General features: G+C 63.4%; 18 protein-coding genes. 8 read left to right on the top strand and 10 right to left on the bottom strand.

Translation table 11 applies throughout. From position 1 onward, the window contains the following. From EN808_RS23440 to EN808_RS23430, 3 genes are all read right to left on the bottom strand, one after another. Positions 1 to 1236 (bottom strand): putative DNA modification/repair radical SAM protein, encoded by a 1236-nt coding sequence (locus tag EN808_RS23440; RefSeq protein WP_135917002.1) that lies wholly within the window; start codon positions 1234 to 1236, stop codon positions 1 to 3. 87 nt (positions 1237 to 1323) lie between these two features. Beyond that, positions 1324 to 2709, bottom strand: a complete 1386-nt coding sequence (locus EN808_RS23435) for a glutamine synthetase family protein (protein WP_135917001.1) — start codon at positions 2707 to 2709, stop codon at positions 1324 to 1326. Positions 2710 to 2756: 47 nt separating this feature from the next. After that, a complete protein-coding gene (locus EN808_RS23430) occupies positions 2757 to 4136 on the bottom strand; it encodes an aspartate aminotransferase family protein (protein WP_135917000.1) in 1380 nt (459 codons plus the stop codon). A 151-nt stretch (positions 4137 to 4287) separates the two neighbouring features. Between EN808_RS23430 and EN808_RS23425 the strand changes: the two genes are divergently transcribed. Beyond that, on the top strand, positions 4288 to 4740 hold the full coding sequence (locus EN808_RS23425; protein ID WP_135916999.1) for a hypothetical protein: 453 nt from the start codon (positions 4288 to 4290) through the stop codon (positions 4738 to 4740). A gap of 15 nt (positions 4741 to 4755) precedes the next feature. On the opposite strand, the gene EN808_RS23420 is transcribed toward EN808_RS23425, so the two are convergent. From EN808_RS23420 to EN808_RS23405, 4 genes are all read right to left on the bottom strand, one after another. Further along, positions 4756 to 5730, bottom strand: a complete 975-nt coding sequence (locus EN808_RS23420) for a WD40 repeat domain-containing protein (RefSeq protein WP_135916998.1) — start codon at positions 5728 to 5730, stop codon at positions 4756 to 4758. Between the two features lie 97 nt (positions 5731 to 5827). After that, positions 5828 to 6355 carry a GNAT family N-acetyltransferase gene (locus EN808_RS23415; RefSeq protein WP_135916997.1) on the bottom strand — a complete coding sequence of 176 codons (528 nt, stop codon included), beginning with the start codon at positions 6353 to 6355 and terminating at the stop codon, positions 5828 to 5830. After that, positions 6352 to 6630, bottom strand: coding sequence for a DUF1778 domain-containing protein (locus EN808_RS23410; RefSeq protein ID WP_027142795.1), 279 nt, complete (start codon positions 6628 to 6630; stop codon positions 6352 to 6354). The genes EN808_RS23415 and EN808_RS23410 overlap by 4 nt, the downstream gene beginning before the upstream one ends. Before the next feature lie 80 nt (positions 6631 to 6710). After that, positions 6711 to 7772: a GTP-binding protein gene (locus EN808_RS23405; RefSeq protein WP_135862446.1), complete on the bottom strand. Its 1062-nt coding sequence runs from the start codon at positions 7770 to 7772 to the stop codon at positions 6711 to 6713. 408 nt (positions 7773 to 8180) lie between these two features. Here EN808_RS23405 and EN808_RS23400 point away from each other — a divergent pair, with 408 nt between their 5' ends. Further along, on the top strand, positions 8181 to 8651 hold the full coding sequence (locus EN808_RS23400) for a MarR family winged helix-turn-helix transcriptional regulator (protein ID WP_127278016.1): 471 nt from the start codon (positions 8181 to 8183) through the stop codon (positions 8649 to 8651). A 12-nt stretch (positions 8652 to 8663) separates the two neighbouring features. Here the strand turns inward: EN808_RS23400 and EN808_RS23395 are convergent, their stop codons facing one another. Next, a complete protein-coding gene (locus EN808_RS23395) occupies positions 8664 to 9533 on the bottom strand; it encodes an AraC family transcriptional regulator (protein WP_135916996.1) in 870 nt (289 codons plus the stop codon). A 53-nt stretch (positions 9534 to 9586) separates the two neighbouring features. Here EN808_RS23395 and EN808_RS23390 point away from each other — a divergent pair, with 53 nt between their 5' ends. Then, complete coding sequence (locus EN808_RS23390; protein WP_135916995.1) at positions 9587 to 9994, top strand: DUF2000 family protein; 408 nt, start codon at positions 9587 to 9589, stop codon at positions 9992 to 9994. 10 nt (positions 9995 to 10004) lie between these two features. Here EN808_RS23390 and EN808_RS36400 read toward each other — a convergent pair whose 3' ends face one another. Beyond that, positions 10005 to 10190, bottom strand: a complete 186-nt coding sequence (locus EN808_RS36400; RefSeq protein ID WP_189524158.1) for a hypothetical protein — start codon at positions 10188 to 10190, stop codon at positions 10005 to 10007. On the opposite strand from EN808_RS36400, the gene EN808_RS23385 reads away from it, so the two are divergent. The 4 genes from EN808_RS23385 to EN808_RS23370 all read left to right on the top strand — a co-directional run bounded on the left by EN808_RS23385 (position 10189) and on the right by EN808_RS23370 (position 13632). Further along, a complete protein-coding gene (locus EN808_RS23385) occupies positions 10189 to 11073 on the top strand; it encodes a DMT family transporter (RefSeq protein ID WP_189524157.1) in 885 nt (294 codons plus the stop codon). The two genes, EN808_RS36400 and EN808_RS23385, sit on opposite strands and share 2 nt — an antisense overlap. A 65-nt stretch (positions 11074 to 11138) precedes the next feature. Next, a complete protein-coding gene (locus EN808_RS23380; RefSeq protein WP_127278020.1) occupies positions 11139 to 12161 on the top strand; it encodes a LacI family DNA-binding transcriptional regulator in 1023 nt (340 codons plus the stop codon). Continuing rightward, on the top strand, positions 12158 to 13141 hold the full coding sequence (locus EN808_RS23375; protein ID WP_135916993.1) for a 2-hydroxyacid dehydrogenase: 984 nt from the start codon (positions 12158 to 12160) through the stop codon (positions 13139 to 13141). Before EN808_RS23380 ends, EN808_RS23375 begins: the two co-directional genes overlap by 4 nt. An 86-nt stretch (positions 13142 to 13227) precedes the next feature. Next, entirely contained in the window at positions 13228 to 13632 is a 405-nt protein-coding gene (locus tag EN808_RS23370; RefSeq protein WP_135916992.1) for a hypothetical protein, read from the top strand. Between the two features lies 1 nt (position 13633). Here EN808_RS23370 and EN808_RS23365 read toward each other — a convergent pair whose 3' ends face one another. Further along, positions 13634 to 14407 carry a gamma-glutamyl-gamma-aminobutyrate hydrolase family protein gene (locus EN808_RS23365; RefSeq protein ID WP_135882814.1) on the bottom strand — a complete coding sequence of 258 codons (774 nt, stop codon included), beginning with the start codon at positions 14405 to 14407 and terminating at the stop codon, positions 13634 to 13636. Between the two features lie 262 nt (positions 14408 to 14669). Here EN808_RS23365 and EN808_RS23360 point away from each other — a divergent pair, with 262 nt between their 5' ends. Continuing rightward, complete coding sequence (locus tag EN808_RS23360; protein ID WP_127278183.1) at positions 14670 to 15779, top strand: TRAP transporter substrate-binding protein; 1110 nt, start codon at positions 14670 to 14672, stop codon at positions 15777 to 15779. Positions 15780 to 15955: the final 176 nt, after the last annotated feature.

Below are 15955 nucleotides of genomic sequence, written 5' to 3'. Positions count from 1 at the left end.
TCAAAACAGCGCCAGTTGTTCGCAGGATCGCTCGATCTGGCCGCGCAGGCCGGCCTTGTCAGTGAGCGCGCCTGGCGACCAGCCTTCGGCGATGATGAAGGGCCGTAGCTTGGCGATCGAATGGCAGAGCCGGCCGACATCCTCGAGCCGCAGCCGCCGATGGCGGCGGGTTTCCAGAATCTTCGCCACCACCTTGGTTCCCAGGCCAGGCACCCGCAGCAACGCTTCGCGATCGGCGCGGTTGACGTCGACGGGGAAGCGTCCCCGGTTGCGCAGTGCCCAGGCAAGCTTCGGGTCGATAGCGAGATCGAGCATGCCATCGCTGCTGCCGGCCAAGATTTCCGGTTGAGAAAATCCGTAGAAGCGCATCAGCCAGTCGGCCTGGTAGAGCCGGTGTTCACGCATCAGCGGCGGCTTCTGCAACGGCAGCGAAGACGAGGCATCGGGGATCGGACTGAAGGCCGAATAATAGACGCGCCGCAGGTGGTAACTGCCATAAAGCCGGGCGCTGGTGTGCAGGATGCCGTCGTCGGAGGTCTTGTCCGCGCCGATGATCATCTGCGTCGACTGGCCGCCCGGCGCGAAGCGTTCGCGCTTTTTGGTCCGCAGCGTCGGCTCGGCCTTCTCCTCCATCTTCCGGCGCAGGTTGGCCATCGAGAGCCGGATTGTCTCCGGCCTCTTTTCCGGCGCCAGCTTCTTCACGCCCTCGTCGGTGGGCAATTCGATATTGATCGACAAGCGGTCGGCATAGAGCCCGGCCTTCTCCACCAGGTCCGCCGAACTCTCGGGGATGGTTTTGAGATGAATATAACCGGAGAATTTTTCCTCCAGCCGCAGCCTCCGCGCCACCTCGACCATTTCCCCCATCGTTTCATCAGGCGAGCGGATGACGCCCGAGGACAGGAACAGGCCTTCGATATAATTGCGCCGGTAGAAATCCATGGTCAGCTTCACCACCTCGTCGATGCCGAAGCGGGCGCGCCGGACATTCGACGACGAGCGGTTGATGCAATAGCTGCAGTCGTAGATGCAGAAATTGGTCAGCAGGATTTTCAGCAGCGAAATGCAGCGGCCGTCTGGCGCGTAGGAGTGGCAGATACCCATGCCTTCGGTGGAGCCGATGCCGCCGGACTTCAGCGAATCCTTTTTTGCGGAGCCCGATGAGGCGCAGGAGGCATCGTACTTGGCGGCGTCGGACAGGATTGCCAGTTTTTCAGGGATGGTGAGAACACTCATTTGTTCATGATATGTTCTGATCAATCATCACGCCATCTCATTTGATGGTGACGGCGAAAAAGTGAACGCCGCCGGGTCGCCCAGCCGTCAGACTTCGTGCAGGTAGAGGTGATAGTCCAGTTCACTGACCGTGCGGGCCACGCGCAGGTATTCGGACTGCTTGATCGCAACGAAGGTGCGGTGCAGGTCCTCGCCGAGCGCGCCCTTTAGGAAACTGGACGCCCTGGCCGCTTCGATTGCCGCGCGCCAATCGGCTGGCATCGTCGTACGGGTGACGGCAGCCTCATAGCCATTGCCGGTCGTTTCGGGGCCCGGATCGAGCCCTTCGTCGAGGCCTTTGACGATGCCGGCGAGCACCGTCGCGGCGATCAGATAGGGATTGGCGTCGACGCCGGACGGCCGGTGCTCGATGCGCCGGTTTTTCGCATCGCCCGCCGGCACGCGCAGCGCCACCGAGCGGTTGTTGACGCCCCAGGTCGGCGCCACCGGTGCGTAGGATTGCGAGACGAAGCGGCGCCAGGAATTGGCGTGCGGCGCAAACACGAGCATCGATTCCGCCATGGTCTGGATCAGGCCGCCAAGGCCACGCAGCAGCGGCAGCGACCAGTTCTCGCCGGTGGCTTCCGAAAAGACGTTTCGGCCATCCTTGTCCTGCAGCGACACGTGGAAATGCATGCCGGAGCCGGCATATTTCTCGATCGGCTTGGCCATGAAGCAGGCGGTGACACCGTGACGGCGCGCCTGCGCCCGCACCAGCCGCTTCAGCATGACCAGATCGTCGGCCGCCCGCATCACGTCCTTGCGGTAGTTCAGCGTCAGCTCGTACTGGCCAGGCGCATATTCCGAGATCACCGTCTCGGCCGGAATGCCTTGCGCCTTGGCGGCGGCGTAAATGTCGGAGAACAGCGGCTCCATGCCATGCAGATGGTCGACGGAATAGACTTCGGTCTTGCCCGAGACGCGGCCATCGAGCACCGCGCGCGCCGGCTGCACCTTGCCATCGGCATCACGCTCATTGGCCAGCAGAAAAAACTCGAGTTCGAAGGCGCCGGCCGGATGGAGGCCCTTGGCAGCCAGTATGTCGACCTGCCGGGCAAGCGCCAGCCTCGGGTCCGACGACATTGGCTGGCCGTCGAGATGATACATCGCCATCAACACCTGGCCGCGCGGCGGATTCGTACCGTAAAGCGGCACCAGCGTGCCGGGAATTGGCCAGGCCCGGAGATCGCCGTCGCCGCTGTCCCAGATCAGCCCGGTTTCGTGCACATCCTCGCCGGTGATGTCGAGGCCGAGGATGGAGATCGGCATATGCCGGCCGCCTTCGAAAATGCTTTTCAGCTCATGCCGGCGCACGATCTTGCCGCGCCCGACGCCATTGGCGTCGGTCAGCACGATATCGAAGGCCTCGATCTCGAGATGAGCGTCGAGGAAGGCTTGCGCCTCGGTGGGCGTCGAGCCCGAAGGTGAAGTCATGATGGAACTCGTATTGGCTTGCGCGCCTGTCTGCTGCGTGGCTTGTCTCATGCCGCGAGCTTTGCCGCAACCGCGCCAAAGGCGCTGATCAGCCGGTTGACCTGGGCACCTGACGTCGCCGGCGAGATCAGCATCATGTTGTGGAAGGGTGCGATCAGCACGCCGCGATTGACCAGCGCGACATGGATGGCGGCTTCGAGTTCCGGCGCATGCGCACCCTCCGCCTCGGCGCCATTGCGCAGCGGACCGGGCGCGCAGATGAACTCGACACGGGCCCCGACACGGGCGACATGCCAGGGCAGGCGGTAACGGTCGATCACGCCGGTCAGCCCGGCATCGAGCCGGCGCGCCAGATGATCCATGCGGTCGTAATTCTCCTGCGTCATCACCTCCTCGAGCGTGGCGCGCATGGCGGCGAACTGCAGCGGGTTGGCCGACAGCGTCGTGCCCATGCCGGAATAGCCAGGCTCTTTCGTCCTGTTGTAGTCGGCATAGCGCGAAGCGACTTCATGGCTCATGCCCCAGACGCTCGTCGGCACGCCGCCGGCAATCGGCTTGCCCAGAACGAACAAGTCCGGCTCCAGCCCATATTTCCTGGTGTAACCGCCCGGGCCGGTCGAGATCGTATGCGTCTCGTCGATCAAAAGCAGCGTGCCGGCAGCACGGGTCAACTGTCGCAGCGCCTCGTGGTACCCGGGATCGGCAAGCACCATGCAGGAATTGGTCAGCACCGGTTCGGCGATGACGCAAGCGACATCCCTGTCGTTGAGCGCGGCTTCCAGTGCGGCGACATCGTTGAACTCGATGACCTTGGCCGTGCGGGTCAGGTCGCGGAATTCGCCCGCCAGTCCTGGCCGGTTGACCTGGATACCGTCGATCAGCCGCACCATCGTCTCGTCCACCGAGCCGTGATAGCAGCCATTGAAGACCAGGATTTTCTCTCGTCCAGTGATGGCGCGGGCGACGCGCAGCGCGAAGCGGTTGGCGTCGGTCGCCGTCGTCGCGATCTGCCAGAACGGCAGGCCGAAGCGCTGCTGCAGCAGCGGTCCGATGGCCAGCGCATCTTCGGATGGCAGCATATAGGTCAGGCCGCGCCCGGCCTGGCGGCGAATGGCGCGTGCCACTGCCGGCGGCGAGTGGCCGAACATCGAGCCGGTGTCGCCGAGGCAGAAATCGTCGAGCCTGTTGCCGTCCACGTCGGTGATCGTGGCGCCCCTGGCGCTGTCCACCAGGATCGGAAACGGCGTCGGCCAGTCATTCATCCAGTGCATTGGTACGCCGCCGAAGAAACCGGGCAGGCCGTTGCCGACCTTGGCCTGCGATTTCGGCCGCGCCTTGCGGAAGGCAGCCCCTTCCGTCTCGCGCAAGTGCGCGATGCGGTCGCGGCTGATGCCGCCGATGGTCTTTGAGCTATCGCTGCTGTGCATGAAAACCCCTCTGGCTCATTCCTCTTAGCCAATCCACCTCCGCAACGGCAATTGGCCGTGCGTCTGTTCTGCATTGGCTCAGCCCTTGCCGGCGGCGCTTGACGCTCCGTGCGAAGTCGGCGCCAATGTGGACGGCAATTGGGCAAGGGAAATGCGGACGATCATCTGCGTGACGATACTGTTCCTGTCGGCCGGTGCGGCGTTCGCCACCGGCGGCATCTGGTGCTCAGTCGATGATCCACAGGTCAAATTCCAGGTCGATGCCGGCGTCACCACCGGGATGGGCGGCCCGACCTTCAATTTTCGCGGTGATCTCGAAATCAAGGCCAGGCCCGCCGGCGATCAGCTGCGAAAGACCATTTTTGAGAACTCCAACCTCACCCAGTACTGGCTGGACAACAAGGAACTGCGGCTGAACATCTACCATGAGCAGGAGGTGGCCAAGACCTACAGTTCGGTCGAACTGACGATCCTGACCAAGGGCAGCGACGAAGGCGTCTATGATGGAGATTACAAGCTCGCCGTCTATGACAGGACGGCCGACAAGGACAGCGATGGCAAGCCGGTCGATCTGACCGGCAAGGTTTCCTGCGGCGCCGAGTAATCCGTTGTTTCGAAACTACGCAGTGATGTCGATGACGCCGCAGTCGCCGGCGGCACTGCCGAAGGCGACGCGGCGTTCTTCCTTGTCCCACATCATCGCGGTGATGGCGCCCTTGCCCGGGCGCCGCAAAAGCACTTCCTTGGCGTCGGAAAAGCGCACGGCCATAACCATGCCGTCATCATAGCCGACGGCGACGACATCCTGGCTCGGGTGGCAAGCAACCGCCGTCACCATGGCGTTGCCGCGCGTGCCGAGTTCCAGCGGCGCCTTGCCCATCGGCCCGTCCTTGGCCGAAAACGGCCAGACGATCGCCGCCGGCGCGCCGGAACTGGCCAGCCACTTGCCTTTGACGCTCCACGACAGGCTTTTGACCTTGCCGGGATAGCCGCTCATGCGCATGTGCTTGCCGTCGGCGAGCTTCCAGCCATGCAGGGCGTTTTCCTGCATGGTGGTGACCAGAAAGGCGCCGTCCGGCGAGAAGGTGATGCCGGTGTGGGCGCCGGCCCATTCGAGCTCCACCGGCTTGCCTTCGGCGGCCGGGAAATGCAGCGTCGCGCCATTGTAGCGGGCGACGCCGAAGCGCATGCCCTTGGGCGAGAAGGCCAGCCCCTCGACGGAGCGCGGATGGGCAAATTCCCGGATCTTGCCATCGGCGAAGCGCACGAAGGCCGTCTTGCCCGTGGCATAGGCGATGGCGCCTTGCGGCCCGGCGGCAACGCTGGTGATCCATTTCTTGCCGGCGCTCGCCACCTCCCGGTTCTCACCGCCGGCTTTCACGGCAAACACCTTGCCGTCCTCGCCGCCGGTGATCAGCCGGTCGTTTGCCGCGTCATGGAAGGCCGCGAGCAGCCCATCATTGGCCTGCACGGTCTTGTGGCCATTGTCGAGCCGGTGGATAGCGCCATCGGCCAGCGCGAAATGCGGCACATCGCCAAGGAAGACGGCGGCGACGCAATGGCCTTCGAGATCGAGCGGGGCGACTGTGGGCATGATTATCTTTGTTCAGCTAGATGACAGTACAGAGGCGGCTTACTCGACGTTCGCGGTTCCGGCAACCGGAGGATCAGCGAAGTGCGAGAGGCTGTCATCAAAGCAGCCCCTTCGCCCGCAGATCGGTTGCGAACGTCGCCAATGGCATCACCAGGGTCAGATTCGATCCTTGGAGGCGCTCGGCTCCGTAGCTGGCATACCATCTTGCGGCCCCCTCGCTCTTGGCATCGATGATGAGCAGGATTCCGCCACCTTCGCCGGCCAGTCGCAAGCAGCGCAATGCCGCGGCGGCAAGCAGCTGACTTCCGAGCCCCTGTCCGGCGACTCTGCGGTCGGTCGCCAGCCGGGCAAGTTTGAAGCCGGAAACCTCGTGCCGCGCCAAACCTCTCGTCATCGCCTCGGGCATGGCTTCATGAGCAACGGCTGAAGGTGCGATCGTATAGAAGCCGAGGATCTGCTCCAAAGCCGCATCGTCGATCGCACAGAAGGTCTTGGCGGCATTTTGTTCGTGGCTTTGCCGCGCGTACCGCCGCAGAAAATCGTTCATCTGCGCATCGCCGCAATCGAACGAGGCCCGATCATGGCGTTTCGCGATCGGCTCCTCGTGCCAGGACGGAAGTGTCACAGAGTATCCGGCAAGGCCGCGATCGCCGCTCGGAGCTTGGCATTTGGTTTCGGCGGGTTCTCCAACAGGTCGAGTATACGTGTGAAATCGCGGTCGGATACTTTCGCAACCTCGGCTGCTTCGATTACCGCCTGTGCTTCGGGAACCACCTTGTTGAGAATGAAGTCGGTAACGTCCTGATGAGACAGTGCGGCAGCGCGCGCGATCATCGCCTTCTGCGCAGGCGCGATGCGGATTTGATAGCGCTCAGTTTTATTGTCGGCCGACCTGGGCATCGGAAATCTCCTCAAACTCATGTACACATTCTATGTGTACATGAAGTCGACATCAACCCTTCAAGATCATCAATACGACTTTACGATGCCTGGCAGGCGTCAAAGCTCTTCTTCAGCCGTTCGGCGTCGAGTTCGCGGCCGATGAACACCAGCCGGCTCTCATGCTTTTCTCCGTCTTTCCAGGCGCGCTGGTGGTCGCCCTCGATGATCATGTGCACGCCCTGGATGACATAGCGCTCGTCATCGCCCTTGAGCGCGATGATGCCTTTCAGCCGCAGGATGTTGGGGCCTTCCATCTGAGTGATCTTCTCGATCCACGGGAAGAATTTCTTCGGGTCCATTTCGCCGCCGCGCAGCGACACCGACTGCACCGTCACGTCATGGATATCGGACGGATGCGCGTGATGGTGGTGGTCGTGCCCATCGTGGTCGTGATGATGATGGTCGTGATGATCATGATCGTGGTCATGGTGATCATGGTCGTCATGCGCCTCGAGGAAATGCGGGTCGTTTTCCAGCGCCCTGGACAGGTCGAAGGCGCCGCGGTCGAGCACTTCCGACAGCGCCACGCCGGCGCGTGTCGTGCGGTGGATCCTGGCTGCCGGATTGATGGCGCGGATCGTCGCCTCGACCTTGGCGAGTTCTTCGGGGGTGACGAGGTCGGTCTTGTTGAGCACGACGACGTCAGCGAAGGCGATCTGGTCCTCGGCTTCCTTGGAATCCTTGAGCCGCAGCGGCAGGTGCTTGGCGTCGACCAGCGCCACCACTGCATCGAGCTTGGTCTTGGAGCGTACGTCGTCGTCCATGAAGAAGGTCTGCGCCACCGGCACTGGATCGGCGAGCCCGGTGGTTTCGACGACGATGGCGTCGAAGCGGCCGGGCCGCCGCATCAGGCCTTCGACGACGCGGATCAGGTCGCCGCGCACCGTGCAGCAGACGCAGCCATTGTTCATCTCGTAGATTTCCTCATCGGATTCCACGATTAGCTCGTTGTCGATGCCGATCTCGCCGAATTCGTTGACGATGACGGCGTAGCGCTTGCCGTGGTTCTCCGACAGGATGCGGTTGAGCAGTGTCGTCTTGCCGGCGCCGAGATAGCCGGTGAGAACGGTTACGGGAATCTGCGTCTGTGCGTCGCTCATGGCTTGCCTCGAAATGACTGGGCCCTGAAATCCAGGCCGCGAAAAGGGATTGTCGGTTCCATATAGGATGTGCGCCGGGTTTTTGCACGGGCAAACCATCGGCCAAAAGACCGGCTGGGATTCGCCCTGACATCGTGGCCGCGAAAAGCCGTCGCCGCCCCCGGCGATGGAAGATCAAGGAGACGTCCTGTCCGGGGCCGCCGGTCGTGGGATCGCAGCCGCAGCGAATCCGTTCCCCGCCAAACTCGTTTGTCATCTAACTGAAATAAACATCTGGCATCACCACGGCGGACACCGCAATGCTTGCCGGCAAAGCTGTTTCGAATGCCGGAATCTTTCGATCGTCGATTGCCAACCGGCCGGCTGCGTCTATGCTGTGCGCACCGGTACGGCCGAAGAGGGATGACCATGGCCAAGGCGGACAAGACTGCAACGATGAGCCGGCTGCATTCAGCGGCAAGGCTGGCAAGGACCGCGCTGGCGGCACGGCTCCTGGCACATGGCTTCTACGCCGGCCAGGACCAGATCATGCTGGCGCTGGACCGTGAGGACGGCCAGACACCGGGCAATCTCGCCGGGCGTCTCGGCGTGCGCCCGCCGACCATCACCAAGACCATCAACCGGCTGCAGGCGCAGGGTTTTCTGGAAAAACGCGCGTCGGAATCCGATGCCCGCCAGGCGCATATCTTCCTCACCGATACCGGCCGTGAAACCATCCGCGCCATCGAGAAGTCGGTGAAGAAGACCGAAAAGCAAGCGTTGAAAGGCCTCGACAAGAAGGACCAGAAGGCGCTGTTCAAGCTGCTCGCCCGCATCGAGGCCAACCTCTCCAACGAGGAACTGGTGCTGATCGACGACGACGCCGAGTCGGACGACTGATCTCTTCGGCACTCAGGCTGCCGCGGCAGCTCCGTGGATCAAGGACGACCAGCGTCCCGGTGTCAGGCCGAACGCTTTCTTGAATTGCCTGTTGAAGTGGCTCTGGTCGCTGAAGCCGGCTTCGATCGCGATCTGCGCCAAGGGCTCGCCGGCGGCGATCATCCTGCGCGCGCGCTGAAGCCGGCGCATCACTAGGAAACGATGCGGACTGGTCGAGAAGGCCGCGCGGAAATGTCTCGACAGGGCATAGCGGTCGAGACCCGTGACGGCTTCCAACTCACCCGAACGCACGGGCCGGTCGAGGTTTTCCGTCAGATACTCACGCGCCAGCGTCGCCGCCCGCCGCGCCGTCCCGGCTATCGGCTTTGCCGGCTGGCCGGCGTGCCTGGCCAGGCTTTGCATCAGCTGCGCCAGGAAGTCGTCGACGAACAGCTCGTCGAGTTCCTGCTCCAACGGCCCGAGCGCCGAAAGGAGCGTCGCGCAGAAGGCATCGTCCGTCACCACCCCGTCCCCGACGAACGGCAGCGCCGTGCCGCCGAGACAGTCGAGCATCAGTGACGGCTCGAGATAGAGCATCCTGTAGCGCAGGCCTTCCTCGGTGCCCGCGCCGCCATCGTGCAATTCGTCGGGATGCAGCACGATGACCTGGCCAGGCAGGCTCAGCCGTGTCGCGCCGCGATAGCGGAAGGTCTGCACGCCGCGCAGCGTCACCCCGATCGCATAGGTGTCGTGGCGATGCGGATCGAAGGCGCTGCCGTGAAACCGGGCCTCGATGCGCTCCATCCCGGCGGGATCGGGAGCCGAGATGATGCAGTTTTCAGCGGCATCTGCGCACAAACGTCCAAGACCCTCGAAGGCCTGGCTGCCTAGATCGTGCGACATCGTCTCCTTCACAGCCTCGCTATCGGGGCCCAACCTCGAATGGCCATTTTGTCATGTTCGATACGAAATTTGCAATCGTACTGCGAGAAGACTTGCCCGTCTGGCAGAAACTCAACGTCACCGCCTTCCTGACCAGCGGCATCGTCGCGCAATTCCCCGACATCATCGGCGAGGCCTATCGCGACCGCTCAGGCAATCTCTACAATCCGCTGTCGATCCAGCCGGTCATCGTGCTCTCGGCCGACCAGGCGACGCTCGGTGCGAGCCACCGGCGTGCGCTGGAACGCGGCGTCACCACCTCGCTCTATGTCGAGGAGATGTTTTCCACCGGCTTCGACGCCGCCAACCGCGCCGTATTCGCCGAATTCGCGCCCGAAGACGCCAAGGTGGTCGGCATCGCGCTGCGCGCCGAGAAGAAGGTTGTCGACAAGATCACCAAGGGCGCCCGTATGCATACATAGCGTCCGCGGGCTAAGCCTGACGGCGGCTGTTGTTGTGCCAGCGACCCCAGGCGCGGCAGCGGGCGACAATTGGCTTGCCGGCAAGCGACAATTCCCGCAAAGGTGGGCTCCAGCCCAGCTTTTCCTCCGGCCTGCACGTGAATCCTTCCCAAAAACAGTCAGAAAGCGCGACGCCGCCGGTGGCGATCTTGTGCATGCTGGCCACCTACGTCTTCTTCACCTTCCTCGACACCTCGAGCAAATATCTCGTCCTGGCCGGCGTCTCGGTCCTGATCGTCGCCTGGGTGCGCTTTGCCGTGCATGTCGTGCTGGTCGGGGCGCTGCTGCGTGGCTGGCGCGAGCCGGCGCGGTTTCGCCCGGTCAACCTGCCGGCGCATGTGATGCGCGGCGCCTTCCTGTTCGGCTCGACCATGTTCAACGTCCTGGCGCTGCGCTCCCTGCAACTGGCCGAGACGACGTCGATCTATTTTTTCGGGCCGATGGTGATCACCGCCCTTGCCGGCCCGCTGCTCGGCGAATGGGCCGGCTGGCGGCGCTGGTTGGCGATCCTGGCCGCTTTCGCCGGAGTTTTGATCATCACGAGGCCGGGTGTCGGTGTTTTCGGCATCGGACACCTCTTTGCGCTCGGCTCGATGCTGTCGAACTGCTTCTATGTCATCATGACGCGCCGCATGTCGGCCACCGAGACCTCGGAAAGCCTGATCCTGTTCTCGGCGCTGGCGCCGGCGGTGCTGCTGTTGCCCATGCTGCCGTTTTCCTTCTCCCTGCCGCACGATGGCTGGCACTGGTTCGTCCTGCTCATGCTTGGCGTGTTCGGCGGCGTCGGCCACTGGCTGCTGGTCCAGGCCTATCGGCGGGCAACGACCACGGCGCTCGCCCCCTATCCCTATTCGCAGATGGTGTGGATGATCCTTTCCGGCTGGCTTGTCTTCAAGCAGTTCCCCGACCGCTGGACGCTGGTCGGCGCCGCCATCATCGTCGCCAGCGGCCTCTACATCGTCCATCGCGAACACCGGCTTCGGCTGCGCAGCCGCGCCGCCTCGGATGTCGAGGCCGAGGCGCTGGCAAAAAAACTTTGATTTGGCCCCGATCGATGGCATAAGGCCGCCCTTAAACAGTTTAAAAAACGACGGGGAGCGAAAGCCTGGCACAGAAAATCAAGCTGTCGACGATCGCGGATGCGCTTGGCGTGTCCACGGCCACCGTGTCACTGGCACTGCGCGACAGCCCGCTGGTTGCCGGCTCGACGCGAGACCGCATCAAGGAACATGCGCGCGCCATCGGCTATATCTACAACCGGCGCGCCGCCAGCCTGCGCACCTCGCGCTCGGGCATTGTCGGTGTCGTCGTGCACGACATCATGAACCCGTTCTTCGCCGAGATCCTGCGGTCGATCGAGAGCGAGCTCGACCGTAGCCGGCAGACCTTCATCCTGTCCAATCACTATGATCAGCTCGAAAAGCAGCGCACCTTCATCGATACGCTGCTGCAGCTCGGCGCCGACGGCGTCATCATGTCGCCCGCCATAGGCACGCCCGCGTCCGACATCGTCATGGCCGAGGAGAACGGCCTGCCGGCGGTGCTGATCGCACGCACCGTCGAGGGCGCCGACGTGCCGGTGTTTCGCGGCGACGACTCTTATGGAACAGGCCTCGCCACCAACCATCTGATCTCGCTCGGCCACAAGCGCATCGCCATGATCGGCGGCACCGACCAGACCTCGACCGGCCGCGATCGCTACCAGGGCTATGTCAACGCCATGGAGGCGGCGGGGCTCGAAGTCAGATCGTCCTGGCGCATCGCCGGTCCGCGCACCAAGCAGGCGGGTTTCGAGGCCGCGGGGCAATTCCTGGCGCTGAAGGACAGGCCGACCGCCGCCTGCTGCTGGAACGACCTCGTCGCCATCGGCCTGATGAACGGCATTGCGCGCGCCGGCTTGGTGCCGGGCATCGACATCTCCGTCACCGGCTATGACGATCTCGAGGAGGCGGCGATCGCCACGCCGGCGCTGACCACCGTCTGGAACGGCCAGCGCGAGGTCGGCCGCCGCGCCGCCAGCGCGCTGCTCGACAAGCTCAATGGCCAGACGGTGCGGCCCTCGCAGGAATTGATCAAGCCGGAACTGCATGTGCGCCAGTCGACCGGCAAGCCTGTGGAGCGTGCATGACCAGGGCCGAAGATCTGCAAGCCGTTGCCATTCTGGTGCCGGCGGATTTCAGCGGCCATGCCGCCGATCGCATCGACCGGACATTCAGGCGCGTCGGCATCGAGCGCACCGATCCGGCGCTGGTCACCGACGAGATGCGCCGCACGGTGCGTGGCATTGCCTCGTTTGCCGGCATCAGCGCGGCGATGATGGATGCGTTGCCAAATCTCGAACTCATCGCCTCTTTCGGCGTCGGCTACGATTCCGTCGATGTCGGCCATGCGGCGGCGAAGAACATCATGGTCACCAACACGCCTGACGTGCTGACCGAGGAGGTCGCCGACACCGCGATCGGGCTGCTGATCAACACGGTGCGCGACCTGCCGCGCGCCGAGACCTGGCTGCGTGACGGCAGTTGGATGCGCAAGGGCAACTATCCGCTGAGCCGGCTCACCTTGCGCGCGCGCCGCGTTGGTATTTTCGGCATGGGCCGCATCGGGCAGGCCATTGCCGGGCGGCTGGAGGCCTTCGGCCTGCCGGTCGCTTACCACAACCGGCGTCGTGTCGAAGCCCTTGCCTACCAGTACCATCCGACGTTGAAGGGCTTGGCCGAGGCGGTCGATACGCTGATTTCGGTGGCGCCCGGCGGAGCTTCGACGCAGAAAGCGGTCAATGCCGAGATCCTGTCGGCACTCGGCGCGAATGGCGTCTTCGTCAACATCGGCCGCGGCAGCACGGTCGACGAAGCGGCCCTCGCGGCCGCCCTTGCCGACGGCACCATTGCCGCCGCCGGGCTCGATGTCTTCGCCGACGAGCCGAATGTCCCCAAGGCGTTGCTCGACTTGCCAAACACGTCTCTGCTGCCGCATGTCGGCTCGGCTTCGGAGCACACACGCCGCGCCATGGCCGATCTCTGCGTCGACAATCTGGTCTCCTGGTTCAGCGAGCGCCGGGCGCTGACGCCGGTGCCGGAGACGGTCAATGTGAAGGCTCGCCCTTGAGCGGTCGGGCTGCCATATTTATTAACGTCTGCTTAACCCTTTGAAATCATTCTTCATCCTGTCTGTATGCATGGGTGAAGATCAGTATGAAGGCGCTTTCCGCGGTAATCGCAGCCGCAGCCTTGGTTGGCGGCGTTCAACTGTTTCATGACGGCAATGGCGAAAGCGTCGCCCTAGAGGCTACGCCGTCCAACACCTACAGGCTGGTCGCCAATGGCGACGGGGGGGCCTGCGCGGTCACGCGCGGCGCCTCGGTCTCGGATGGTCTGTCGCTGTTGACCGTGGCTCCGAATTGCCGACGGCTCCTGCCAGGCATCGAGCAGGTGAAATTCTGGCGCCAGCAAAACGACGGAACGGTCGCCTTCAGTGCCGACGGCGTCGATCCGATCGTCACCTTTGCCGTGGCTGACGGCGATGGCTACGAATCCTATGCCCCGGCGCTACCGTTGTTGTCGCTCGCGGCGGATGGTGACTTGAAGCCGCGAGACTGAACTACTCCGCCGCGGCCCGCGCGCCGGCTTTCGCGGCGGCGTGCAAACGCACCGCATCGCCGAAGGCGCGGAAAATCTTGGCGGAATTGCTGTCCGACTTGACCCAATATTCGGGATGCCACTGGACGCCGACGGCGAAGGCGCGGGCGCCCTTGACCGAAACCGCCTCGACCGTGCCGTCGGTGGCGACAGCCTCGATCTCGAGCTTCGACCCCAGCCGCTCGATCGCCTGGCGATGCAAGGAATTGACCTTGATGTCGCCGGCACCGAACACGCCGGCCAGGCAACTGCCCGGCTTGATCGAAATGGTCTGGTGAATGGCGAAGCGCTCGTCCTGTTTGTCGCTCATCGCCGCACGGTGGTCCAGCGATCCCTCGCGCTCCTGGATCTCGGTGCCCAGCGTACCGCCAAGCGCCACGTTCAGCTCCTGAATGCCGCGGCAGATGGCGAGCAGCGGCACGCCGCGCTCGATCGCCTTGCGGATCAGCGGCAGCGTCGTGGAGTCGCGCGCGGTGTCATAGGGGCCATTGGCTTCGCTGGCATCGCCGCCATAGAGCGAAGGGTCGACGTTGGATTTCGAGCCGGTGAGCATGACGCCGTCGACCGACGACAGGAGTTCGTCGAAGTCCAGCCGGTCGCCGAACGAGGGCACGAGCAGGGGGAAAACACCGGCACCCGCGATCGCCGCTTCCAGATATTGTTGCGGCGCGGCATGCCAGGTGTAGTTGTCGAATTGACGGACGTCGGTCGATATGGCGACGAGCGGCTGCTGCATTTTGGGTCTGTTTTCCATCTGGCAAGGAATGTCCTGCCCTCAAAATAGGCGATGTCAGGGCATTTTTCCATGCCAAGTTTCAGCGTGTCGCATAGGCCACGAAATCCCCTGTTAGACTATAGTTGCAGGCCCCCATGGCCCCGTCGCCAAATACGGTGGCCGTGCTGGACTCGACCCCCTGCCTGTGTATTGTTTCGCCAGCCGATGCGGGTACGGAGGATGTCTCCGGCGTCGGTCTGTTGATCCAAAAGGGAGGAACTGCATGGATCGTCGTTCATTCATCCGCAAGGCCGGCGTGACCGGCGTCGGTGCAGCCGCGGCGGCGGCCACGCTCGCCGCACCGGCCATAGCCCAGTCCAACCCCAAGGTGACATGGCGGCTGGCGTCGTCCTTCCCGAAGTCGCTCGACACCATCTATGGCGGCGCCGAAGTGTTCTCCAAGATGCTGTCTGAAGCCACTGACGGCAATTTCCAGATCCAGGTCTTTGCCGCCGGCGAGCTCGTCCCTGGCCTGCAGGCCGCCGACGCCACCACGGCCGGCACGGTCGAGGCCTGCCACACGGTGGCATATTATTACTGGGGCAAGGATCCGACATGGGCGCTGGGTGCCGCCGTGCCCTTTTCGCTCAATGCGCGCGGCATGAATGCCTGGCATTATCATGGCGGCGGCATAGACCTGTTCAACGAGTTCCTCGCCACGCAAGGTCTGTTCGGCCTACCGGGCGGCAACACCGGCGTGCAGATGGGTGGCTGGTTCCGCAAGGAGATCAAAACCGTCGCCGACCTCTCCGGCCTCAAGATGCGTATCGGCGGCTTTGCCGGCAAAGTGGTGCAGAAGCTCGGCGTCGTGCCGCAGCAGATCGCCGGCGGCGACATCTATCCGGCGCTGGAAAAGGGCACCATCGACGCCGCTGAGTGGGTCGGCCCCTATGACGACGAGAAGCTCGGCTTCTACAAGGTCGCGCCCTATTACTACTATCCCGGCTGGTGGGAAGGCGGCCCGACCGTCCACCTGATGTTCAACAAGGCGAAATACGAAGAGCTTTCGCCGACCTACAAGTCGCTGCTGCGTACATGCGCCCAGGCCGCCGATGCCAACATGCTGCAGAAATACGACTACGTGAACCCTCCGGCGGTGAAGCGGCTGGTGGCCGGCGGCGCCAAACTGCGCCCGTTCAGCCAGGAGATCATGACCGCGTGCTTCGAGAAGGCAAACGAGGTCTATGCCGAAATGGAAGCCTCGAACGCGCCCTTCAAGAAGATCTGGGAATCGATCAAGGGCTTCCGCAAGGAGCACTATCTCTGGGCGCAGGTTGCCGAATACAATTACGATACGTTCATGATGGTCCAGCAGCGCAACGGCAAGCTGTAGGGTTGAGCCTTGTCCCTTCTCCCCGTCACTATACGGGGAGAAGGTCCCGGTGTCCGAACCGGATAGATAGGTAACAGAATGGACCGATAGCATGGGTGACAGTTTTCTTGTCCGCCGGGAGGACCGGCGATGGTTTGGCGAGAAACTGGGATCATGGACGAGCGGCTACGGTTTGT

It is taken from the genome of Mesorhizobium sp. M8A.F.Ca.ET.165.01.1.1, from assembly GCF_004792065.1.
In the GTDB taxonomy this organism is placed as follows: domain Bacteria; phylum Pseudomonadota; class Alphaproteobacteria; order Rhizobiales; family Rhizobiaceae; genus Mesorhizobium.
The sequence above is the reverse complement of the archived record's forward strand: the minus strand, read 5'-3'. Positions and strand labels throughout refer to the sequence as shown.